Annotated in this window: 24 protein-coding genes; 14 read left to right on the forward strand and 10 right to left on the reverse strand. The window is 59.4% G+C overall.

Annotated elements, in window-relative coordinates:
* Nucleotides 1-9: 9 nt before the first annotated feature.
* Nucleotides 10-1,413 (forward strand): methanol--corrinoid protein co-methyltransferase MtaB, encoded by a 1,404-nt coding sequence (gene mtaB, locus SA339_03780; GenBank protein MDW5562323.1) that lies wholly within the window; start codon nt 10-12, stop codon nt 1,411-1,413.
* Between the two features lie 136 nt (nt 1,414-1,549).
* Complete coding sequence (locus tag SA339_03785) at nt 1,550-1,846, forward strand: hypothetical protein (protein ID MDW5562324.1); 297 nt, start codon at nt 1,550-1,552, stop codon at nt 1,844-1,846.
* Nucleotides 1,847-1,932: 86 nt separating this feature from the next.
* Here the strand turns inward: SA339_03785 and SA339_03790 are convergent, their stop codons facing one another.
* Nucleotides 1,933-3,447 carry a cation acetate symporter gene (locus SA339_03790; GenBank protein MDW5562325.1) on the reverse strand — a complete coding sequence of 505 codons (1,515 nt, stop codon included), beginning with the start codon at nt 3,445-3,447 and terminating at the stop codon, nt 1,933-1,935.
* 1 nt (nt 3,448) lies between these two features.
* Nucleotides 3,449-4,165: a universal stress protein gene (locus tag SA339_03795; GenBank protein ID MDW5562326.1), complete on the reverse strand. Its 717-nt coding sequence runs from the start codon at nt 4,163-4,165 to the stop codon at nt 3,449-3,451.
* Nucleotides 4,166-4,732: 567 nt separating this feature from the next.
* Between SA339_03795 and SA339_03800 the strand changes: the two genes are divergently transcribed.
* On the forward strand, nt 4,733-5,302 hold the full coding sequence (locus SA339_03800; GenBank protein ID MDW5562327.1) for an OsmC family protein: 570 nt from the start codon (nt 4,733-4,735) through the stop codon (nt 5,300-5,302).
* On the opposite strand, the gene SA339_03805 is transcribed toward SA339_03800, so the two are convergent.
* Nucleotides 5,303-5,671 (reverse strand): NifB/NifX family molybdenum-iron cluster-binding protein, encoded by a 369-nt coding sequence (locus SA339_03805; protein ID MDW5562328.1) that lies wholly within the window; start codon nt 5,669-5,671, stop codon nt 5,303-5,305.
* Nucleotides 5,672-5,920: 249 nt separating this feature from the next.
* Here SA339_03805 and SA339_03810 point away from each other — a divergent pair, with 249 nt between their 5' ends.
* Nucleotides 5,921-6,913, forward strand: coding sequence for a hypothetical protein (locus tag SA339_03810; protein MDW5562329.1), 993 nt, complete (start codon nt 5,921-5,923; stop codon nt 6,911-6,913).
* Nucleotides 6,914-7,130: 217 nt separating this feature from the next.
* Here the strand turns inward: SA339_03810 and SA339_03815 are convergent, their stop codons facing one another.
* On the reverse strand, nt 7,131-7,997 hold the full coding sequence (locus tag SA339_03815; protein MDW5562330.1) for an Mrp/NBP35 family ATP-binding protein: 867 nt from the start codon (nt 7,995-7,997) through the stop codon (nt 7,131-7,133).
* Nucleotides 7,998-8,183: 186 nt separating this feature from the next.
* Between SA339_03815 and SA339_03820 the strand changes: the two genes are divergently transcribed.
* From SA339_03820 to SA339_03835, 4 genes are all read left to right on the forward strand, one after another.
* Entirely contained in the window at nt 8,184-8,402 is a 219-nt protein-coding gene (locus SA339_03820; protein ID MDW5562331.1) for a hypothetical protein, read from the forward strand.
* A gap of 97 nt (nt 8,403-8,499) precedes the next feature.
* Nucleotides 8,500-9,045: an SRPBCC domain-containing protein gene (locus SA339_03825; GenBank protein ID MDW5562332.1), complete on the forward strand. Its 546-nt coding sequence runs from the start codon at nt 8,500-8,502 to the stop codon at nt 9,043-9,045.
* Between the two features lie 27 nt (nt 9,046-9,072).
* Entirely contained in the window at nt 9,073-10,161 is a 1,089-nt protein-coding gene (gene wecB, locus SA339_03830; protein ID MDW5562333.1) for a UDP-N-acetylglucosamine 2-epimerase (non-hydrolyzing), read from the forward strand.
* Nucleotides 10,162-10,397: 236 nt separating this feature from the next.
* Nucleotides 10,398-11,273 (forward strand): glycosyltransferase family 2 protein, encoded by an 876-nt coding sequence (locus SA339_03835; GenBank protein MDW5562334.1) that lies wholly within the window; start codon nt 10,398-10,400, stop codon nt 11,271-11,273.
* A gap of 13 nt (nt 11,274-11,286) precedes the next feature.
* Here SA339_03835 and SA339_03840 read toward each other — a convergent pair whose 3' ends face one another.
* Nucleotides 11,287-12,282: a DUF1616 domain-containing protein gene (locus tag SA339_03840; GenBank protein ID MDW5562335.1), complete on the reverse strand. Its 996-nt coding sequence runs from the start codon at nt 12,280-12,282 to the stop codon at nt 11,287-11,289.
* 264 nt (nt 12,283-12,546) lie between these two features.
* On the opposite strand from SA339_03840, the gene SA339_03845 reads away from it, so the two are divergent.
* Nucleotides 12,547-12,948 carry a DUF6114 domain-containing protein gene (locus SA339_03845; protein MDW5562336.1) on the forward strand — a complete coding sequence of 134 codons (402 nt, stop codon included), beginning with the start codon at nt 12,547-12,549 and terminating at the stop codon, nt 12,946-12,948.
* Nucleotides 12,949-12,970: 22 nt separating this feature from the next.
* On the opposite strand, the gene SA339_03850 is transcribed toward SA339_03845, so the two are convergent.
* The gene (locus SA339_03850) at nt 12,971-13,204 is read right to left on the reverse strand and encodes a hypothetical protein (GenBank protein MDW5562337.1); all 234 of its coding nucleotides are present in this window, start codon (nt 13,202-13,204) and stop codon (nt 12,971-12,973) included.
* Nucleotides 13,205-13,517: 313 nt separating this feature from the next.
* Between SA339_03850 and SA339_03855 the strand changes: the two genes are divergently transcribed.
* The gene (locus SA339_03855) at nt 13,518-13,940 is read left to right on the forward strand and encodes a hypothetical protein (GenBank protein MDW5562338.1); all 423 of its coding nucleotides are present in this window, start codon (nt 13,518-13,520) and stop codon (nt 13,938-13,940) included.
* Between the two features lie 213 nt (nt 13,941-14,153).
* Nucleotides 14,154-14,558 carry a DUF6325 family protein gene (locus SA339_03860; GenBank protein MDW5562339.1) on the forward strand — a complete coding sequence of 135 codons (405 nt, stop codon included), beginning with the start codon at nt 14,154-14,156 and terminating at the stop codon, nt 14,556-14,558.
* A gap of 16 nt (nt 14,559-14,574) precedes the next feature.
* Here SA339_03860 and SA339_03865 read toward each other — a convergent pair whose 3' ends face one another.
* Nucleotides 14,575-16,608 (reverse strand): PAS domain S-box protein, encoded by a 2,034-nt coding sequence (locus tag SA339_03865; protein ID MDW5562340.1) that lies wholly within the window; start codon nt 16,606-16,608, stop codon nt 14,575-14,577.
* A gap of 101 nt (nt 16,609-16,709) precedes the next feature.
* Complete coding sequence (locus tag SA339_03870) at nt 16,710-17,579, reverse strand: DUF1638 domain-containing protein (GenBank protein ID MDW5562341.1); 870 nt, start codon at nt 17,577-17,579, stop codon at nt 16,710-16,712.
* Between the two features lie 361 nt (nt 17,580-17,940).
* Here SA339_03870 and SA339_03875 point away from each other — a divergent pair, with 361 nt between their 5' ends.
* Together SA339_03875 and SA339_03880 are read left to right on the forward strand one after the other, a co-directional pair.
* Complete coding sequence (locus tag SA339_03875) at nt 17,941-18,549, forward strand: hypothetical protein (GenBank protein MDW5562342.1); 609 nt, start codon at nt 17,941-17,943, stop codon at nt 18,547-18,549.
* Nucleotides 18,546-19,184 (forward strand): hypothetical protein, encoded by a 639-nt coding sequence (locus SA339_03880; protein ID MDW5562343.1) that lies wholly within the window; start codon nt 18,546-18,548, stop codon nt 19,182-19,184. Before SA339_03875 ends, SA339_03880 begins: the two co-directional genes overlap by 4 nt.
* A gap of 290 nt (nt 19,185-19,474) precedes the next feature.
* Here the strand turns inward: SA339_03880 and SA339_03885 are convergent, their stop codons facing one another.
* A complete protein-coding gene (locus SA339_03885; protein ID MDW5562344.1) occupies nt 19,475-19,708 on the reverse strand; it encodes a hypothetical protein in 234 nt (77 codons plus the stop codon).
* Nucleotides 19,709-20,016: 308 nt separating this feature from the next.
* Between SA339_03885 and SA339_03890 the strand changes: the two genes are divergently transcribed.
* Nucleotides 20,017-20,328 (forward strand): antibiotic biosynthesis monooxygenase family protein, encoded by a 312-nt coding sequence (locus SA339_03890; protein ID MDW5562345.1) that lies wholly within the window; start codon nt 20,017-20,019, stop codon nt 20,326-20,328.
* Between the two features lie 40 nt (nt 20,329-20,368).
* Here SA339_03890 and SA339_03895 read toward each other — a convergent pair whose 3' ends face one another.
* Nucleotides 20,369-20,560, reverse strand: coding sequence for a hypothetical protein (locus tag SA339_03895; GenBank protein ID MDW5562346.1), 192 nt, complete (start codon nt 20,558-20,560; stop codon nt 20,369-20,371).
* Nucleotides 20,561-20,627 lie beyond the last annotated feature (67 nt).

The raw sequence follows: 20,627 nt of genomic DNA on the forward strand, positions 1-20,627 counted from the left end.
GTGAAAAAAATGTCGCTGAAGAACTTTACTAAGATGGAATATGGCTCCGCAGATGAGATCGTTTTCGGAGATGCGAAGTACCCCCTGTCCTACGGCCTTGGCCTCAAGGTCGGCGCTGGGTTCGTTTCCCCCGAGATCAACTTTGCCCCCAGGCCTGGGTCCGAGAAGAACCCGGAGTCCCTGACCAAGGAGTACGTCGAGTACATCACCAAGGACATCATGAACCGCGCGGTCACCCTCGGGTTCCCCTCCCTCCAGCTGGAGAACGAGTGGATCCACCAGATGGGTAACAACCCCGAGAAGTTCGCGAAGCCCGTCGTGGCTGGCCAGAAGGCCGTAATGCAGAAGTTCCACGACGAGTACGGCGTTGCTTGCGCTATCAGGCACACCGTGGCTGACCCCAGGCTCGCCGAAATGGGTCTGAGGCCCGGCATGGACAAGACCCACATGTACCCTGAGAAGACCCTGGACTCCCTCGAGGTCGCTGCGGCGAACGGCGCCGATGTGCTGTCCATCGAGAGCATGGGCGGCAAGGAAGTCGCTGACTACGCTATCGTCAGGCAGGATATCCGCGGCTGGCTGTTCGGTATCGGCTACCTCGGCTCCATCGACATGGAGTGGCTGTGGCCCCAGATCGTTGACGTTGCCAAGAAGCACAAGATCGTGCCTGGCGGCGACACCAACTGCGCCGGTGCCAACACCTCGATGTTCATGGCCGGCGGCTACCTGGACAAGGATATCCCCCGTGTTTTCGCTGCCGTCACCCGTGCCATCGCCTCCGCCAGGACGCTCGTGGCCATCGAGTGCGGTGCCACCGGACCGGACAAGGACTGCGGCTACGAGGGCCCCGTCCTGAAGGCCATCTCTGGCCGCCCGTCGGCCCAGGAAGGCAAGGGCGCTCAGGATGCGCACGCTGACCTGATGGGTAACCTCATCGCTCAGGTGTGCGACCTGTGGTCCAACGAGTCCGTCGAGTACCACCCTGAGTTCGGTGGCTCGTCCGTCCAGTGCTGGCTCGGTGTCATCGGGTACGAGGCTGCCCTGATGAACGCTGCCAAGCAGATGAAGCAGGACAAGGTCCTCAGGGACGTCTACGTCGCTTCCGACAGGTTCCGGAGCCCCGAAGGGTTCTGCATGGCCTACGACAACGCCTACAAGATCGGCCAGGCCATCGTGAGCGAGGGCAACAACTACTACCTCAGGGCCAAGGCTGCCGGTCTCAAGGCCTGCGAGCTCATCCAGGAGTCCAACCAGAAGGGCAAGCTGAAGCTGTCCAAGCAGGAGAAGGACACCCTGAACAAGATGCTCACCGACCTGAACTCCCTCCCGTCCGAGGAAGGCAAGTTCGTCGACTGGGCGCTGAAGGAGTACAAGAACGTACCTGCCTTCAACCCCAAGAACTACGAGCTCTAAGCGAGAGATCGTATGGTGGAAACCCTTTCAAACCCCTTCCCTCACCTTTTTACGTTAATCATCGCGCCATTGCTCAAGGGCGGTGAGCATGAAGTTTATGTCTCCAACGCTCCCAATGCATTCCCGAGGGACGAGAATGCAAGGAGCACCGAGCAACCGGAGACGCCGCAGGTATGGGCCGATGGGACCATGGTGGCCGCCGTGGTACGATCCCCGCTATGGCCCCCCAGATGTCATGTATCCCGGTACTAACCCCTGGAACCCCTTCGCCCCAGCCATGCCCCATCGCCTGGAGGACGAGATCAACTGGCTGGAGGAGAGGCTGGAGGACCTGGAGGACGAGAAAGTGGAGATCGAACGGGCCATCGAGGACATCAAGAAGGAGATCGATAGGAAGAGGCGGGACGTCCGGGAGCAGGCCGACGTGCGGTGATCGCCAGAAAGGTCGCTCTCGGCGGACCGATTTAGCCCGTGTAAAAGTGCGCCGTTATAGTAATAAAATAGGGAAAGGGTTTGGGCTCAACCGGCCGCCTTCTCCGCCTTGGAGTTCTCCGCGCTCCGCGTTTCCAGCAGGGAAACTCCCATGGTGACGGCGAAGCCCAGGGGTATCGACACGATGCCAGGGTTGTTCAGCGAGAAGATGGCGTCATGGCCCATCATCGTCGGGGAGATAACGATCAGCAGGATCGACGATATCAGCCCGGCTAGAATGCCGTAGACGATGCCTTTCTCACTGGTCCGCTTCCAGAACAGCGTGCACAGCAGCGCCGGCAGGTTGGCGGAGGCCGCGATGGCGAACGCGAGGCCGACGAGGAAAGCCACGTTCTGTCCCTTCGACAGGATGCCCAGCACTATGGCGATTAGACCGACCCCGATGGCGGTGCCCTTCGATATCAGGAGAGCGCGCTTCTCGTCGGACTTCCTGCCCAGCACTTCGGCGTAGATGTCGTGGGCGATGGCCCCGGCTGAGGCCATGATCAGGCCAGACACCGTCCCCAGGATGGTGGCGAAGGCGATCGAGGAGATGATGGCATAGAACACATCTCCGCCGATGTAGTCCGCTAGCAGGGGGGCGGTGAGGTTGGCGTCGGTGGGGTTGATCACTCCGGGCACTCCTTGGTTGAAGAAGTAGATCGCTCCCAGTCCCAGGAACAGGATGAGCATGTAGAATATGCCCATGACCACGATGGCGACGACCGTGGACTTCCTAGCATCGGCTGGCTTGGGCACGGTGAAGTACCGGATCAGTATGTGCGGTAGCGCTGCCGTGCCCAGGATGAGGGCCAGGGCCAGGGAGACGAAGTCCAGGGGGTTGGTGTACTTCATGCCCGGGGACATGAAGGTGTCCCCTGACACCACCTTCCCGCTGGGCAGGTGCAGTGTGCTGCCGATGATGTTCCCGATGAACTCGAACGGCCCCATGCCCGCGGCGATCAGAACGCCGACCGTCAGGGCGATGACCGCTATGAGGAGCATGAACCCCTTGATGAACTGGACCCAGGTGGTGGAGACCATGCCGGCGGTGGCCACGATGACCACGACCAGCAGGCCGATGACCACGACTCCGACCTCATAGTCCAGACCGAGCAGCGGACCGACGATGGAGCCCGCACCGACCATCTGTGGAATCAGGTAGAAGACGCTGACCACCAGGGTGGAGATGGCAGCTGCCAGCCTGATCTTGCGGCTCTTGAACTTGGAGGTCAGGGCGTCGGCGAAGGTGTACTTGCCTATGGCCCGCAGCGGTTCGGCCACCAGGAACAGGGCGACGATCCAACCGGCCAGGAAGCCGATGGCGTAGATGAAGCCGTCATACCCGGCGAACGCCACCAGGCCGGTGATGCCTAGGAAGGACGCTGCGCTGAGGTAGTCTCCGGCGATGGCGAACCCGTTGACGAACCATCTGACGCCTCCTCCCGCGACGTAGTAGTGGCCGGCGGTACGGACCCTGCGGCTGGCGTAGATCGAGATGGCCAGCGTCAGGACGGTGATGGCGATGAAGATCGCCAGACTGAGAGGTTGTATCTCGGCCATCTCAGGTCGCCTCCTTGGACCGTCCCGCGTACCAGTTGAAGCCTATCGCCAGGCCGATGGTGATGAGGATTAGCAGGATGCCGGCGACGGTGCCCACGTTCATGCCCCACAGCGCCGACCCGAACAGCTGTTTGTCGTACGAGCCGGTGAGGATGAATATGGCGTAGCCGATGGCATAGGCGACGAAGAGATACACTCCGACCCGGAACACCTTGGTCCGCGTGATCGATCGCACCGCTTTGGCCGGAGTCTCCTCGATGACCTCCTTGACGAGGGATAGGGCCCTTTTTATCTCTTCGGGAGTCGGCTTGATGACCACCACCGAGGTCGGCGCCTGGCTGACCACGGCCTTGGCCACGCTTCCCAGGTAAAGCCGGTTCAGGCCGCGCAGGGACGAGGTGCCGAGGACGATGAGCTCGGAGCCCTCCTCCTCAGCAGTCCTGATGATCTCCCCGACCACCGGGCCTATCTTCCGGACCACCTTGGTCGTCACCTTCTCCATTGCTGCCAGTTCCTGTGCGTAGCTGATGCCATCCTGGACCTCGGGGCGCATTAAGGCCGAGGCTTCGGCCGTGCGCTCGATCTCCACCAGGGGGGCCTGTTCCTCAACCTTGAGGATGATCAGCGTGGCATCACGGGCCTTGGCCATCTCCACCGCCTTCATCGTGGCAACCAGAGCAGGGGTGGAACCGTCGGTGGGGAGCAAGATGTTCCTCATTTCCCGATCACCTCTTCGATTGTCATGCACGCACCTTTGGGAACCCGTCCCGGAAAAGTCGCGGGGCATCTCTGCCTCCCCCGAGCACCGTTCCCTGAATTGGCGGTTCGTCGCCGCATGTTTTGTCGCATTGAAGGGATTGTATATAAAAAAGTAACAATGCCGTTACGATATTTGTCGATAATTTGCGATTCATTTACGATTCTCGAAAAACGTATGGCAAATACGGATTTCTAAAAAAAGATAGATTTGTTATACAAATGTCGGGTCCCGACATCGTCTATCGTCGGTGGCATCCGGCACCAGGCGTCGAGCGCAATCATTGTCTGGCACCGGCCAGGGGGCGAGAGAGGTTCGCCGAACGCCGTTGGTCTGTATGACCTGCGTGGTCGACATGCCTAGAAAAGCGTAGGTTCGCCTTAGATTATCATCAGAATCAAAACGGCCCCTTGGGCAGGGAGGTCTGCCTTCGGACGACCCTTTTCATATTCGAGACATGATATTATCTGGGACGATAACATTGAAATAGATTGGCTTCACAAATGCCAGGTGGCAGAAGGGTGTTTCATGGTTTCTACTCAGCAGGAGATGAGGCAGAGTATCAACGGGGTCGATATCAAGAAGTTGGAGGAGACTATCCAGGCTATCAACGGGGATCCGGATATGGCCTCGTTCACCTTCCACGCGGTGAACGAATGGGTGGACGGCGCCCGCAACAAGACCATCGTGCAGAGGTACGAGGGCGGGAACAGGTCGGTCGTGCACCCGCAGCCGTTCGTTATCCACTCCGATGAGCCGGAGTTCCTTTTGGGAGAGGATAGCGCCCCGAGCTCGATCGTATCTCTCCTGCATTCTTTGGCATCCTGCCTTTCCGTGACCATCGTCTACAACGCTGCCGCCCGAGGGATTGCCATCGACAAGCTAAGCATCTCCATGGAAGGAGACATCGACGTCCACGGCTTCCTCGGCCTGTCCAAGGAGGTACGCCCCGGCCTGCAGGACATGCGGGTCCTCGTAGACCTGCGCTCCGATGCTCCCCGCGATGAGGTGGAGGATCTCGTGCGCTATTCGCAGAAACGGTCGCCCATCCTCGATTCGCTGCGCAACCGCATCCCGGTCGAGGTGGAGCTGGTCTGATCACTCCGGCGGAGCAGTCTTCGCCGGGGTCTTGGCGGTGCGGCAAGCATCGCCGTACTTCTTCATGTAGCGGTTGATCGACGCCTCCACCGTGCCATCCTCGTCCTGGATGATGCGGATGTTGCGCGAGCTGAGCTTCTTGGTCCCGTGCACGCCGATGTAGCCGGTAAGGACGACCTCCGCTTCCAGTGACACTACCTGCTCCGCGGCGATCATGCCAGCGCCCTCGGTCCCCTCTCCCGCTTGATTGGGGACCGCTTCCCAGGACTTGGTGTCCGTGTCGTATATGATGAAGAAGGGGGCATGCCCGAACTCTTCGGCGATCAGCGAGTGGATGTCCGGCTCCTCGGAGGTGATGCACAGCTTCATTTTACTCCCTCGTTCCCCTATTCGCTGCCCGGCTTGATAAACCCATTGCGGCGGATCGGTGTGCGGAACCTGTCGTCGAGCGAAATACCGAAAGCTTTCGGGCTCCTGCTTCGCTTTCCGGGTGCACCAGCGCTCGATCCTCACTTGTCACCGTCCCACCGGCGATGAGTGCCTGAGACTCGCCGCCTGAGTATCATAATGAATAATTTCGATATAATCATTATAATAAGCTAATTTTATTTTTCATTCATGGCCAAGGTGCCGGCGTTCCTGTCTCGGTTCAAGCTGAACTACAATCTCCTGTCATTGGTTCTAGCGGCGGTGATCATGCTTGAGGGCATCATCATCGCGGTCACGGCCAAGCAGGTCGACATGATCGAGAGCATGGGGGCCGGACTTAGCCAGGGCACCGTGGCTCTCATCGGCCTGCAACTTTTCGCCATAGGTTTGCTGGCCTTCCTGTGCATGGTCGCCAACGGCGAGTACCTCAACAAGATCGACGTCGTAAGCAGGCTCCGGGGCAAGCTGTTCCGGGACCGCGCTTTCCTATTCCCAGTGTTCGCCCTAGTCCCCCTGGTCATCGGTGGGCTGGTGGCCGTCGAGGGCCTGGTGGCAGCGTACTACGCATCGCCCATGGTCGTCCGCGGGACGGGTGATGTGAGGACCATGTGGCCCGCTGTCTTCGGAGCCCAGCTGTTCCTGGTCGGCATTGGTCTGATCGTCGCCCGGCTGTTCGAGGGCCGGCTGGACCTGCCGGTGCTGGTTCGCGCTTCAGTGCTCGCTCTGTTCGCTTCCTTCGGCGTGTTCATGTACGGCCTAGCCGCCAAGGCCAGCGTCACCGGCATTGGCGCAATACAGGGGAGCACCGTCGAGTTCCTCGGCATCCAGATGGCCGCTGTTGCTATTGCTGCTCTCGCTCTCATGAGGCTCGGAGACCGCGCTGTACTCGGCCGCAGGTTCTTCGGCTGGAAGATCGGCACCCTGGGCATAATCGCTCTGTCGATGGTCCTGTGCCTTGAGGGCATGGTCCTGGCCAGCGTTGCCGCGCCCTTCTCCCTCGACTCCGTCGGCGGGATGCAGGAGCGGACCATGCTGCTGACCGGGATCGGCCTAGCCATCCTGGCAATGGTCGTCCCCGCGTCCTACTTCCTGCTGGAGAAGAAGGACCTGAACCTCCGCAAGCTGGGCTACGCCGCCACCCTTTTCCTATGCTTCCTCCTGCCTTTCTCCGTCCTCATGTAGGACCCAGGATGGAGGGCGGGATATTATTCCGCTCATCGACCGTCTCATGGCCCCCTGGTCCAGAAATCGACTGAATAGTATTATCTATTGAGATAGGAGAAGAAAATTGGGAGCGAGGGAAAACCCGCTCCCGTGGCCCGGGCTCTGGCTTTCGGGGACAAGCCCCTCCCCCCGAAAGTCTTTTTCTTGTCGAGAGCGGAAGGGACGGCGCCTCGTTCTACTTCTTCAGGTCCCGCTTCTCCGGACGGGGCACGTCCTTGCGCTCGGAGAACTCCACGACCTTGTTGATGATGCCATCGAGTGCCTTGGCCGCCGGGGAATCAGGGTCGGCGGCGATGATGGGCACGCCCTCGTCCCCGGTGTTCACCACATCGGGATCGATGGGTATCCGTCCCAGGAATGGAACTCCTAACTCATGGGCTGCCTTTTCTCCCCCACCCAGCTTGAACAGGTCGATCTCCTTGCCGCAGTGCGGGCAGATGAGTCCGGCCATGTTCTCGACGATGCCCACCACCGGCAGGTGCAGGCCCTCGGAGAACACCACCGTCTTCCGGGAGTCGAGGAGGGCCACGTCCTGAGGAGTGGTCACGATTATCGAGCCATCGGCGTTCGGTATCAGCTGGGCGATGGTCAGCGGCTCGTCCCCGGTGCCTGGCGGAAGGTCCACCACGAGGAAATCCAGGTCGCCCCAGTACACGTCCTCGATGAACTTGCGGATCGCGCCCATCTTCATCGGTCCCCGCCAAATGATCGGCTGGTCGCGATTGGGAGACAGAAAACCCATGGACATGACCTTGAGATGGGGCGGGACGAACGCTGGATAGATGCCGTTGTCATCGGCACTGAGCTGGACATCCTCGACCTTGAGCATCTTGGGGATGTTCGGCCCGTGGATGTCGGCGTCCAGGATGCCGACCTCCAAGCCCCGCATGGCGAGGCCGACGGCGAGGTTGACGGTCACGGTGGACTTGCCCACCCCTCCCTTCCCGGACATGACCACGATGGTGTGCTTGATCTTCGAGAGCTTGCGGATGAGCTTAACATCCTCCGGCTTGGCGGTGATGACGTTGATGTCGTTCTCCATGCTATGACCTCGAACGACCGTTAGTATTATTGATGGCATAAATAAAGGAATGGCCGGACCAACATCGGCTCGGTCAGAATGTCGGGGACGAAGCTGTCGGTCCGGGGATTATTATCATCATTCTCATTATCTATTGTAGCCGTTCACGCCGTCGGTCTTAATGAGGCCGCGATCCCTCTTCCAATCATGATCGTCCGGATCAAGGCCAATCTGTCCGATCGGAGCGCCCAGGAGCTGTACAAGAAGTTCCACGAGGAGGGTTACGCCCCCTGGGGCAACGAGGATATTCTTATGGGCTTCGTGAGGGGAGCGGAGCGAACGGGGAAGAAGTACGTCATCACCGTGGACGTCACCAACCCTCAAGCCATTGACTACATCCTGTCCCTTCCTCGCGACGACAACTGAGTCAGGAGGCTTAGGGCCCACCTCGGACGACCGTCCAGGCCTTTTCCTCCGCTCGATAGGCAAACCGACAAATACCGTCCGCTCGGAGGATAGCCTTATGACGGTCTCAGAGAGCTTAGCGAAGAAGGAGCTTCTAGTCAGCAGGGTCCTCCATGCGCCCAGGGAGGACGTATGGAAGGCCTACACCCAGCCGGACCAGGTCAAGCAATGGTGGGGCCCCCGGGGCTTCACCGCCCCAGTCATCGAGTCCGAGCTCCGGCCAGGCGGGAGGTACCTGTACTGCATGCGCGCTCCTAACGGCAAGGAGTTCTGGTCGGCGGGGGTGTTCCGAGAGTTCTCCCCGCCCGAGCGCATCGTGGCCACCGACTCCTTTGCCGACCGGGAGGGTAACATCGTTCCCGCCTCTTATTACGGTCTAAGCGACAAATGGCCGCTGGAGGACACCATGGTCATCACCTTCGAGGAGGAGGGCGACGGCACCAGGGTGACGGTGCGGGAGCCCGGCGTCCCGCCCGGGGAGGATATGGACAACGCCATCGCCGGATGGAACGAGTCCTTCGACAAGCTCGCCGAGCTGGTCGAAGCAATCGGCGGCGGTTGCCGGGAAAGAGTCCACGGCGGCGAACGGCGCGAAGAAGATTAATATCCTCGCCGGCTCATGAATGCCACCATGAAGGTGGCCATTGTCCTCGGTACCCGGCCGGAGATCATCAAGATGTCCCCGCTGGTCCGGGAGTGCGTGAGAAGGGGAACGCCGTACTACATCCTGCACACTGGACAGCATTATTCCCACGAGATGGACAAGGTATTCTTCGAGGACCTGTCGCTGCCCGAAGCCCACCATCACCTGGATGTCGGCTCCGGTACGCACGGGGCCCAGACGGCAAAGATCCTTGCCGGGACCGAGGGCGTGCTGATGAAGGACCGTCCGGACATCGTGATGGTCCAGGGCGACACCAACACGGTCATGGCCGCCGCGCTGGCGGCCTCGAAGCTGGGCGTGCGGATCGGCCACGTGGAGGCCGGGTTGCGCTCTCATGACCACTCCATGCCCGAGGAGACCAACCGCATCGTGGCCGACCACATCTCCGATCAGCTGTACGCGCCCACCGAAGAGGCCAAGAGGAACTTGGCAAAGGAAGGCATTGACCGCGGGGTGTACGTGACCGGCAACACCGTGGTCGACGCGGTGTTGGAGAACCGCAAGATCGCCGAGGAGCGCTCCCAGGCGCTGGAAAACCTCGGCCTGAAGCCGCGCGACTACGTTCTGGCGACCGCCCACCGTCAGGAGAACGTCGACTCCAAGGAGCGGCTGGCGAGCATCCTCCGAGCGCTGGACTCGGTCGGCCAGGAGACCGGCCTGCCGGTTATCTTTCCAGCTCATCCAAGGACGCAGGCCAGGCTCAAGGAGTTCGGGCTGCGGCCGACCAACGCCTCGATCGTGCAGCCGTTCGGCTTCATGGACTTCCTGAGGATGGAGGCCGGGGCCAAGCTCATACTGACCGATTCGGGTGGCGTCCAGGAGGAGGCGTGTGTTCTGGGCGTGCCCTGCGTCACCATGCGGGAGAACACCGAACGGCCGGAGACGGTGTCGGTGGGCGCCAACATGCTCGCCGGCACCGACCCGGAGCGGGTGCTCGTGGCATCCTGGTCCATGCTCAACCGCCGGGGCGGGTGGAAGAATCCCTTCGGGGACGGGAAGGCCGCGGCGCACATCCTCGATCACGCCGAGGCGGGAGAGGATCGCTTCAGCAAGTAAGGATATGCCCTATCGGCGAATCCGTTAACGACCCGGACCTAGCCGATAGGATTCATTTATTCATAGAATTTTAAATATTACCTGCTCTATCGTATCGGGGAGGGAGGGGGAGTAGGAGAATGGCTGTATCGATTACAGTAGACAAGGAAGCAAGCAAGGCTTATAAGCCTGACATTGCAGATACTGGTGACGGAGGAACAGATATATCTCCGGTGGTCGGGGCCAGACCGCGCGTCGTGGCCGTAGTCCCTGCGTTCAATGAGGAGATAGCGATCGGGAGTGTCGTCCTGGGTGCGCTCACCTTCGTGGATGAGGTCATCGTGGTCGACGATTGCTCCCGTGATCGAACCGCCGAGCTGGCGGAGAAGGCCGGAGCGGTAGTCATCAAGATGCCTCAGAACGGTGGCAAGGCGAAGGCGCTGCTTACCGGGCTGAAGGCCGCGGAGCGCCGAGGCTGCTACGCCGCGGTCATGCTGGATGGGGACGGCCAGCACCGCTGCGAGGACATCGCCAACGTGGTCCAGCCGGTCCTCAACGGTGAGGCGGACATGGTTATCGGCTCGCGGTTCCTAGGCGAGCAGAAAGGCATCCCCCGCTACCGGGTGTTCGGCCAGAAGGTCATTAATTCGCTGTCGAACTTCAGCTCCAAGGTCGACATCTCCGACTCCCAGTCGGGGATGCGGGCCCTGAATCGCAAGGCGCTGATGAACCTCTCCTTCTCGTCCGATGGCTATAATGTGGAGTCGGACATGATCACCCACTTCACCGACGTGGGCCTGAAGATCGCCGAGGTGCCGATCTCCGTGCGGTATGACGTGCCCAACGGCCACAAGGAGGGCGCGACGTCCATGGGCATGAAGCTGCTCGGCAACGTCGTTTCCATGATCGGCTACAAGAGGCCGCTGCTGCTGTTCGGCCTGCCAGGGGTCATTGCCGGTTTGGCGGGCATAGTCATCGCCCTGATGACCTTCTTCAACATCTACATGTTCGGATCGTTCCTGGCCCAGGCACTGGTGGGCGTGGCGCTCATCCTCATCGGCTCGTTCTTCGTCATCTCCGGACTAACATTGAACTCGCTGACCCTGATGATGAAGGCTACCGTCCGCAAGTGAATCCTTTTTTTTATCAGGCAACGTTGAGGTTGAGGTTCAGGGTGTAGCTGTCGTCGGCCTGGACGAGGTCGATGAACCTCACCGCCGTTTCGGTAGTGGCTACATCCACGAACGTGGAACCGGAGTACGGCTGCTCGTCCTTGAGGAGCACGAACCATATCTTGTACTGGCCAGTGATGGGGACGGAGATGTTGTAGCTCGTCTCCCATTGCTTAGTCCAGTTGCCCTCGATATTGGCATCGACGTGATCGAGCGTCTTGTAGAACGATCCGACGTAGTATAGATGATTGACGAATGTGGAATTGTCGGCGTAGGTGATGTTGGAGAGCCACACCTCCACCGTGTAGTTCACCGTGCGGTGCTCGTGGTTGGCGATGCCGATGATGACCGGCGCTGATTGGTTGGTGGTTATGTTCTGAGGATACCCGCTCGCCTTGCCGCCCGGTCCGAGGATATAGAACTCGGTGAAGCTCTCCCCCTGCTTGGGGAAGGCGACCACATAGATCAGGGCGATGACCGAGGACAGGATGGCGATCACGAGGACCACGGTGAGGACCTTGTCGACCTTTCCCTCGGAATTGAATCTGCCCATCGCCGAGGTGTAAGTAGTCCGTGGATCGAACGGGAGGTACGGATCCTTGGAGGCCGTCCGCCTCCACATGCCCGCCACGCAGAACGTGATGTTGAAGATGATGAGTGAGGCCAGGATCGGCTCCAGCCGGATGCCGAAGGGCGTGTAGTTGAGACCGAACCCGATGAGCGGGACGATGGCGATGCTGACCCCGAAGGACAGGGCGATGCGTTCGATAAGGTCCAGGGATCCCTTCTCCGGGAACAGTGTGGAGATCAAGCCGTATCCGGGGAAGAATAGGATGAACGGCAATCCGATGATGATGCGGCCAGGATTGTCCGGCACCAGGAAGATGAAAGCCGCTAACAGCAGGGAGAGGAGGATGATCGCGCTAAGGTCCCAAGAACGAACGGTATCACTTCTAGTATCGGCGGGCAAGCGATAGAGGCGAGCCATCTGAGACTATATATTGCTTTTTCCCTGGTGGTCATTCTCCAACAACGTCTGGACGTCACTCTCGGGATGCGTTCTGACCTGCGCTGGCAGGACCGCCGGCCATCATCGTCCAGATCTGCTAACAAGTGGCGATCGGTGAGCAAACCCGCCGCCGGTCATTTTCTTTCGCTGGAAAAAGATATATAAACGTCGTGGGGAAGGATACCAGGCTACCGGTCGCCCGGTACCGGGGCCTGGGGATATGAAATGACGGAAACGGGAAAATTGACCGATCTGAACAAGGAGATGCTGGCCAGGAAAAACTACCCCCGCAACGCGTTCCTGTTGTCGGTCATCGGGGGCACGCTGATCCTCATCCAGGGCTTTATGGTCATTTTCTTCCGATCGGTGATCTATGCTCTGATCGACAGCTTGGATATCGGACTGGAGACGGTGCTGATCGGCATAATGCTGTTCCTGGCAGGCCTAATCATCGATTCATCGGCTGCCAGCTTGGTCTATCGGCCGGACCGCCGTCGGAGCGCAGGGGGCATGATCATCCTTTTCTCGCTCATCTCCCTGTTCTTCGGCGGAGGATACATCATCGGCTCCATCCTGGGCATGGTGGGCGGCATCTTGGCCATCACATGGCGCGGCAGCAACGGCTAGATGCGCCCCTGCAGAGAAATGTTCAGGACGTGGTGGGGCGAAGGGAACGGATGTACCTGATGGCCAACGGGTTGGTGATCTCGACCGTCAGGATGTAGTTGGTACCGTCCTCCTCGGCATTCCTGAGGACCCCCATCGGAATGTCATCAAGCTCGAAATCACAATGACCATAGGTCACGAACTGATGATACATGCCCCTAGCATCCTCGTCGCCTTGGGGCGAGGTTATGCGCACCAACAGAGACTGCTGCTGCATCGAATTGAATTTACTGAGCTTAATATATTTAAATCTATGCTATACTCCGAGGGAACGCCCCCCGTTCCGTTGCTTTTTTATTTGATAATCTCGAACGATAACACTCGATATTGCCGCCCCCGGGCGAAGTTCCGCGCTGAGGAGCATTCCGGTCCAGCGGCGATCACATGTTCCATCCAGCATGTCGTGGGGCATGCGTCTTTTTCTATTATTTAGAAAGATATTATTTATAAAACAATATATTTATATTGATGGAGGGACATTCTCATTATCAATTCTCAGTATCAGAAATCAATAATTAGGGGGGCAATTGATGAGAAAAAGGGCATTGCTGAGCGGGGCGGTCATGCTGGTCCTTCTGGGAGGCCTGCTGGTGGTCTACCTGGCCAACTTCCCCGGGACCGAGCCCGAGGAGCAGACCTACGGGCCGATCCCTCCTCAGACCACCAACGATACGAGCACCGAGACCGCGGACGTGGGACCGACCGCGTCCGCCTCGAACAGCTCGACCACCACCGACGGCCCGAGCGACCATGAGGATGCCACCGACAACCCTGGCTGCGATACGGCGCCGTCCAATGGATGCGAGACCCTGTTCCTCGATGATGCCGGCGCACACACCGGGTACGGCCTCGGCGATTATGCAGTAAGCTTCGAGGACTACCCTGGCGGGCATCACGGCCACTTCTCCTACCACCGTGGAGGATATGGGGGGGTGCTAGAGATGAAGGTCTGAACACGTAGGCTTATTTCGACCGGACAGGTCGCGGCCATTGGGCTGGCGGCATGCCTTCAAACCCCTTTCCGACCTATACTTTTACACGCCTATTGGTCGCACCGCTTTGTAATGCTCAACGTGAAAGGACGCCGCCTCGACCGCATAGGTTATTACCGATGTCCTCAGTGGTAATGGCCATCTTTGGGAGGGATATCCAGGATAGCGACCGGGATGCTAGGATCGCTCGGGCCGATCGACTATATCGTCGTCCTCTTCCCGAGCGCCACCCATACGGGTAGCATCGCGAAGGAGCTATCCGACCTCGAGGGGTCGGAGGTCATCAAGGTCATCGACCTCGTTTTCGTGACCAAGGACCGCGAGGGCATGCTGACGACCAAGAGCTCCGAGGACCTGGCAGACGACGAAGGAAAGGGTTTCGAGCGTTTCTCCCACGGCCTCCAGGGATGGCTTTCGCTGGACGAGGTGGCCGCCATCGGCGAGATGCTCCCGGTGGACAGCTCGGCGGCGGTCATGCTGGTGGAGAACACCTGGATCGACAGGCTGCGGAAGGCCGCTGCCGACGACCGGGCCAGGGTGATCACCGAGGGGCGCATGCCCCACCGGTCGGTGCTGTGATCGCGGTCCGGGCACCTCAACGGTCGGCTCCGCTCTTCAACCTGGCCTCGGTGACATTCCTGGTTGTGCCCCTGAAGCCGAGGAGCCTGCCCTCTTCATCGAAGAACGGCGCTCCATTAATCTCTACGCACATCGGCTCGCCAACGGCATTGATGGTGGACGCTCTCAGGTTCCTGGCCTCGGTCGAATCGGCGGTCGGTCTGAGGAATTGCTCCAACATCTCCACCCCCATCTTAGGCGGCATCCCATCAAAAGGGGTCCTGCCCAGCATGACTTCCGGTTTGATCCCCCAAAACCTCTCCACCTGCGGGCTGCAATAGGTGTACCGGCCCTCGGCATCGGTCTCCCACATGAAGTCCGCGCTCATCTCTATCAGCGCCTGGAACCTTTTCCGCGACTCTTCGAGCTCCTTCTCCACCCTTCTCTGGTCGGTGATGTCGTGGACCGTGCCGGCCAGCCGCAGAGGCGCCTCCTGTCCGCCCAGGCTGATCTCTCCCTGCTCGCGGACGTGTCGCACCTCTCCGTCCTTCCGGATGACGCGGTACTCGATGTTGTAGCTCCCTTCGGTCACGGCCATTTTGAGCCGGGAGGCGACACGGCCACGGTCCTCGGAGTGGATGAACGATAGGGCGAAGTCGGAGGGTACAGGCGATCTGGTGGGATGCTGACCGATGATCCGGTAGGCTTCGTCCGATAGGTACAGCCGGTCGTTGTCCACCTCCCACTCCCAGCTTCCCATATGGGCGATCCTCTGGGCCCTTGCCAAGTGTTCCTCTCTGTCCTTCACTGCGAGTTCCGCCCGTCTCCGCTTGATGGACACCGACACCTGTTCGGTCACCATGCGCATGAGAGTGACCTCGTCCTCTTCGAACCGGGGGCGGTCCCTGGTCCCGAAAGCGAGGGTCCCCATGGTGCAGCCTCCTACCCGGATGGGGTGGCAGGCGAAGGCCTGGATTCCCAGCGACCGCAGCATGCTGGCGGGGGTGGCGTCACTGTTCTGCATGTCTTCCGAGACGATCGCCGTGCCCTCGAGGGCCACACGGCCGCTTATCGATGTGCCGGGCTCCAGCCACTCCACCTCCCTGGCCGCATGCCTGCTTATTCCATAATACGCGTTGAGGTGCAGCTTGCTCCCGAACTCATCGAAGAAATAGTTGAAGAACACATCACAATCGAGGTGCCTGATCACCCTGCCAGCTATCGATTGGATCACCGCCATGGGGTCCCGGCTCGATAGGAGAATGGCGTTCGTTTCGCTCAGCAGTTCGAAGCGTTTGTTGCTCCTTTTCAACGCCTCCTCCGCCTCCTTGCTCTCAGTAATATCCTTGGCCGTCCCGAACCACTCGGTGACATTGCCGTCGGCATCAAAGATGGGCACGGCACGCGCCAGGAACCATCGGTACCTCCTGCTGGCCGATATAAACCTCAGATCGATGACCAGCACGCTCCTCGTCCGGACCGCCTTTTCCATCTCCTCCAGGAATCGCTGGTGGTCCTCCGACGGTATATGCTCCTCGATCCAGGTGGAGAACCTTCGGTCGGTCCCGGGCTGGAGGTCTCGATAGTGCAGCTGATATATCTCGCTGAGGTCAGGGGACAGGCGGTAGATGTAGTCGGAACTGGCGGTGACCATGGCCCGGAAGCGTTCCTCGCTCCTCCTCAGCGACTCACTCGCTTTCCTCTTCTCGGTGATGTCCATGAACACCGCGAGCGCACCCTTGAAGTTTTCATCTTCATCCATGATCGGCCGGGCGGAGCACAGGGTCCAGATGGTCGAACCGTCCCTGTGCCTCAGGGGATACTCGCATGACTGCGGTCTCCCCCGCCAGACCTCGCTCAGCTTTCTCTCGGCCTCCTCGTCCCGATCGGGCGAGGCGAAGTCAGTGGGCGGGTGGCCGAGCATCTCCTCCGGAGCGTAACCGAGGATGGCTGCTCCCCGCCCATTGATGTAGCTCGTCAGGATGGTAGAGTCAAGGACCCATATTCCCTCATTGGCCAGTTCTATGATTTGTTCGAGCCGATCCGTGCTGATCTTCCTTCTGGCCTCCATATCCCACCACTCCGATGGCGCATATTCGAGGGCGGAGTTTATCAGCCTTTACAACGGAAGTAAAAAGAGTGGCCGCGGCCAGGCTCAGGACGCTCCCGGCGTCACCGATCGAGCTCCTCCCACATGCGATATGGCGGTGGAGGAATAGCGGCCATCTCATTAGATACTATGACAACGGGTTCTTTTCCCCTGGTCCTCGCCCTCATGACATTCTTGGCCCAGTCGTAGGAGTCATCGAACACGCTCAGATCGCAGGGGATGGTGTGCACCTCCAGGCCAAAGGTCCGGGCGAACATGTCGATCATGTCATGATACTCCTTCCCGCCCTCTATCTGGTTGTCCAGTTTGATGAGGGAGGGGTTGCCCATGGCCTCAAAGGCAATGGTCATGCGCTCGATCTCGTCCATCAGCCCCACCAGATCGTCGCTCTCCATCTTGGGCGTATAACCGTCGACGTACCCGGGAGTGATGAAGAACGCCCCCTTGAACTCCATCATCGTCCTGAGGTACCTCTCGCTGCTGCCCATGATGGCCGAGATGCAGTCATCGACAACCACGTTGTTGTGGTCCACCAGGTAAAGGATCGGCACCTCCGTTTCCTCCTCCAGAGCGGCGATATCCAGGGTCTGGCAGCGGCACTGGCCGTATAGGAGGAGGATGCAGTCGACCGACTCGGACATAAGCATGATCTCCGCGGTCATGGTGTTCCTCATCCTCTCCTGGCTGTTGTGCATGTCCGACGGGTTCACCCAGATCAGGAGCTCGTCGTCATCGTACCAGCGAGAGCCGAGACGGTCGACCATGATCGGCTCCAGACTTTCGCACGCCCGCGCCCGACGCAGCTTGATCAGGAGCTTCCTCCCCTCATCGTTGTCGACCACCACCACGGTGTGGACGTCAGGGTCCCTGGCCACGAGATAGGTAAGCTCATTAGAGAGTACAGTGCAGCCGATAACTCCCATGGTGGGCATACCACCCTCCGATTTTGTTCTGAATCCCCATCTATAATTAGATTTCCAACACCCCTCACGGAGGTTGGCCAGGGTTGATAAGGCGATATGGGCTAAACATCCCCGACTCCGTCGCGGGCGCCGACCGCCTAAGCAGGCTAGAGTAACTTATCGATCAAAGTGGTTGTCGATAATGGGCCCGAGAGGTCCAAGGCTCCGGGGTCGAACATCAGGAAAGCTCAATTTACGGCTCTTCTAGCATCCTTTGCACGCAAGATAACAGATATTTACATATTCTTACCTGCTTCCATATTGACCAGGTCGAACCGCGGTCAGCGGTCACCGACGTCGAGAGTGTTTGCGCGAGGGAGGAATGGACCGGATGTCAGGAAGAATGAGGATCGATCCAATAAATGGAGTCTCAATGATCGCTGCGATCGTCCTGGCGCTGGGGGCGGTGCTGTGCATCGTCAAACGCGATATATACTGGACCGTGGTGGCAGTGTGGTCCTTCACCCTCATCACCGTTCCGTTCATCCGCTACCGGGATCGTGAGCGGTCCTCCATCGGTTTCCTTATCCTCCTCGTCCTGCCTCCCTTTCTCCTGAGCTTCATGGATGGGTCAGAGGCTTCGGGGATCCTACCTCTGAACTCGATCTGGTACCTCATGCTCTCAACCACCGCCCTCTTCGCCCTCACCATCGTCACCGTCGCCTTCATCAACTCAGTCAGTGGGATGGAACTTAACCTGAAGTTCGCGATGCAGGTCGCGTTCATGCTGTACACGTCCTTGGTGGCGATGCAGGCGGTGGTGTTCTACTACTCCGACCTGTGGCTCGGCACCACAATCATCGGCAGCAATAACGACCTCATGGTGTATGTCGCCCTAGCCACCATCGTCGGCTTGTTCCTCACCATAGCGTTCTACGCTCTGGCCCGCACCAACCTCACCAAGAGCGGGGCCAGGCTCGAAGAGGGGGCGGGCGATTGAAGCAGGTCGTGTGGATCACTGCCATCTTCGAGTTCTTCCTGGCCGTGATGCTCGTCATAAGCATCGGAGAGGGGGTGAGCTACTGGGCGTTCACCGCCTTTTTCTCCATCCTGCTGATGGCAGTCCCCATCCTGCTCTCGTCGAAGAACATCATCCAGCTGCCGTGGCCCATAGTGATGAGCATCGGGCTTGCCTTCGCCCTGCACAATCTGGGTTTGGTGACCAACTGGTACGACACGACCTTCTGGTGGGACAAGATCACTCACCTGGTGTCCGGCGTGGTGATAGCGTCGCTGGTGGCCATCGAGATGCTGCTGCTGGACCAGCGCACCGAATCCATCTACATCCCGCCGATCTGGTACATCTTCCTCGTCCCCATCGCCATCCTGACGCTGGAGGCGCTGTGGGAGATCGTGGAGTTCAGCGCCGATTCCCTGACCCAGGTGGGCATGCAGCACAGCCTCGGGGACACGGCCAACGACATCGTCACCAACCTGCTCTCCGGCCTCATCGGCGGGTTGGGCGTGTTCTACTACCTTCGTCGACACTCCGCCGACGAATTCCTTTCTAACCTTCGAGCGGACAAGCTGGTTAAGTGGTTCGTGGTCCGGTTCGGCGAACCTGGGAAGCTATGATCTCGAGCACCGTTCGCATGACGGCAGAGCGGTTCGGGCGGAGCATCAATGATCGGCGGACTTAGGAACGAGCCGACCCGTTCAAACAACCTATCGTACGATGCGGGTTCCCATGACGCCAGGAGGCTGTGGGCGTAGGGACCTGTGAGCAATAGAACGCCGCGATATGGTGGCCCAATGGCAGAAGAACTACTGCGCCGGAGGCTGAGGGTCCAGGCAGCAATAATCGAGCTTCCTGGACGCTCCGGCAAAGACCGTCCTCGCGGTCGAGAGCTGCCGACTTGCTACGATCAATCGAAGTAGGCGGCGGCGTAGGAGCTTACCAGCGCTCCGTTCCTCACTCGAACGTCATCCCGGCATTCCTTGTCTATCCATGACCGTGCGGGAAGGATGTCGCCATGGCCCACCTTCTTAATGCAATCGCACTTCATCATCAGGATGCCGTTGGGCCAGGTCCTTCTTGTCACCCTCCTCTCGCAACGGGTGCAGATCAGGCCGGACTCGGTCCATACATGCTCGCTCATGGTGCCAGGCAAGGTCATTGCTATATTAATGCGATGCAATCAGAACATCGAAAATCAAGAACTTTCTTCACGAGGGTCCGCCGTACGATCGCGATCCTGGCGCATGCATGGCGGTCTTGCGTTTCCCATCACGCCCGAGCCGGCGGAGCATCGCCGTCCGCTTAAATGGCCAACGAGGGCGGCCCCTATGCTGAATTTGGCCATCCTGCCCTATAGGCAGGCCGATTTCACATGCACGATATAAAGGAAGGTGCATTTTGCTTGGGAAGACTAGTTAATCAGGCCCTTGTGTCCCAACGTCGATCAATATGACTGTCGCAAGGATCGTTTGGTGGAAGCTCAAGCCCGGGACGAGAGATGAAGCGGCCAGCAGGATCGATGGGCACCTGGACCAGATCAAAAACCAGGACGGTTACCGCGGATTCATGTCGTTCCTGTCCGCAAGCAATCCCGACCGGATGACGGTGGTCTCCGTCTGGGAGGACGAGCAGGCCATGGTCCGGGCCGAGAAGGATATCTATCCTCAGGTCGTCGATTCCCTGTCGGACCTATTGGCCGAGGAGCCCCAGGTGGCGCGCCAGAGCATTCATACAGCCGATATCCCCAAGATCCTGGCGTGAGCCCGCGAACCTGGATCAATGGAGTACCGAGCTTGGCAGGCTACGAGGGGATCGAGGAGACCATGGATTGGTCACAGATCGGCTCAGGGCGGTCTTCGAGGATGCCGGGGCCTCGAAGCGACCACAGTGGAAAGAGCTGAGCTGAATCCTCCACAGCCATCATCCTCACTGTGTAGTAGCATCGATTGGCGCATCCTCGAACCGCCCTCGCCCCGGCCAGCACGGGCTCCATCGCCGACGTGTAACATTAGACGGGACCTGGCCATATATTCGTTCTAACCCTTACGATCGACGTACAA

It is taken from the genome of Methanomassiliicoccus sp. (assembly GCA_033485155.1).
In the GTDB taxonomy this organism is placed as follows: domain Archaea; phylum Thermoplasmatota; class Thermoplasmata; order Methanomassiliicoccales; family Methanomassiliicoccaceae; genus UBA6.

Coding starts and splice junctions, on each gene's coding strand:
- SA339_03845 (MDW5562336.1), top strand. CDS start 12,547: ATGACGGAAACGGGAAAATTGACCGATCTGAACAAGGAGATGCTGGCC.
- SA339_03850 (MDW5562337.1), bottom strand. CDS start 13,204: ATGCAGCAGCAGTCTCTGTTGGTGCGCATAACCTCGCCCCAAGGCGAC.
- SA339_03800 (MDW5562327.1), top strand. CDS start 4,733: ATGGTTTCTACTCAGCAGGAGATGAGGCAGAGTATCAACGGGGTCGAT.
- SA339_03785 (MDW5562324.1), top strand. CDS start 1,550: ATGCAAGGAGCACCGAGCAACCGGAGACGCCGCAGGTATGGGCCGATG.
- SA339_03870 (MDW5562341.1), bottom strand. CDS start 17,579: ATGCCCACCATGGGAGTTATCGGCTGCACTGTACTCTCTAATGAGCTT.
- SA339_03825 (MDW5562332.1), top strand. CDS start 8,500: ATGACGGTCTCAGAGAGCTTAGCGAAGAAGGAGCTTCTAGTCAGCAGG.
- wecB (MDW5562333.1), top strand. CDS start 9,073: ATGAAGGTGGCCATTGTCCTCGGTACCCGGCCGGAGATCATCAAGATG.
- SA339_03875 (MDW5562342.1), top strand. CDS start 17,941: ATGTCAGGAAGAATGAGGATCGATCCAATAAATGGAGTCTCAATGATC.
- SA339_03795 (MDW5562326.1), bottom strand. CDS start 4,165: ATGAGGAACATCTTGCTCCCCACCGACGGTTCCACCCCTGCTCTGGTT.
- SA339_03820 (MDW5562331.1), top strand. CDS start 8,184: ATGATCGTCCGGATCAAGGCCAATCTGTCCGATCGGAGCGCCCAGGAG.
- SA339_03810 (MDW5562329.1), top strand. CDS start 5,921: ATGGCCAAGGTGCCGGCGTTCCTGTCTCGGTTCAAGCTGAACTACAAT.
- SA339_03790 (MDW5562325.1), bottom strand. CDS start 3,447: ATGGCCGAGATACAACCTCTCAGTCTGGCGATCTTCATCGCCATCACC.
- SA339_03890 (MDW5562345.1), top strand. CDS start 20,017: ATGACTGTCGCAAGGATCGTTTGGTGGAAGCTCAAGCCCGGGACGAGA.
- SA339_03815 (MDW5562330.1), bottom strand. CDS start 7,997: ATGGAGAACGACATCAACGTCATCACCGCCAAGCCGGAGGATGTTAAG.
- SA339_03855 (MDW5562338.1), top strand. CDS start 13,518: ATGAGAAAAAGGGCATTGCTGAGCGGGGCGGTCATGCTGGTCCTTCTG.
- mtaB (MDW5562323.1), top strand. CDS start 10: ATGTCGCTGAAGAACTTTACTAAGATGGAATATGGCTCCGCAGATGAG.
- SA339_03885 (MDW5562344.1), bottom strand. CDS start 19,708: ATGAGCGAGCATGTATGGACCGAGTCCGGCCTGATCTGCACCCGTTGC.
- SA339_03895 (MDW5562346.1), bottom strand. CDS start 20,560: ATGGAGCCCGTGCTGGCCGGGGCGAGGGCGGTTCGAGGATGCGCCAAT.
- SA339_03860 (MDW5562339.1), top strand. CDS start 14,154: ATGCTAGGATCGCTCGGGCCGATCGACTATATCGTCGTCCTCTTCCCG.
- SA339_03865 (MDW5562340.1), bottom strand. CDS start 16,608: ATGGAGGCCAGAAGGAAGATCAGCACGGATCGGCTCGAACAAATCATA.
- SA339_03805 (MDW5562328.1), bottom strand. CDS start 5,671: ATGAAGCTGTGCATCACCTCCGAGGAGCCGGACATCCACTCGCTGATC.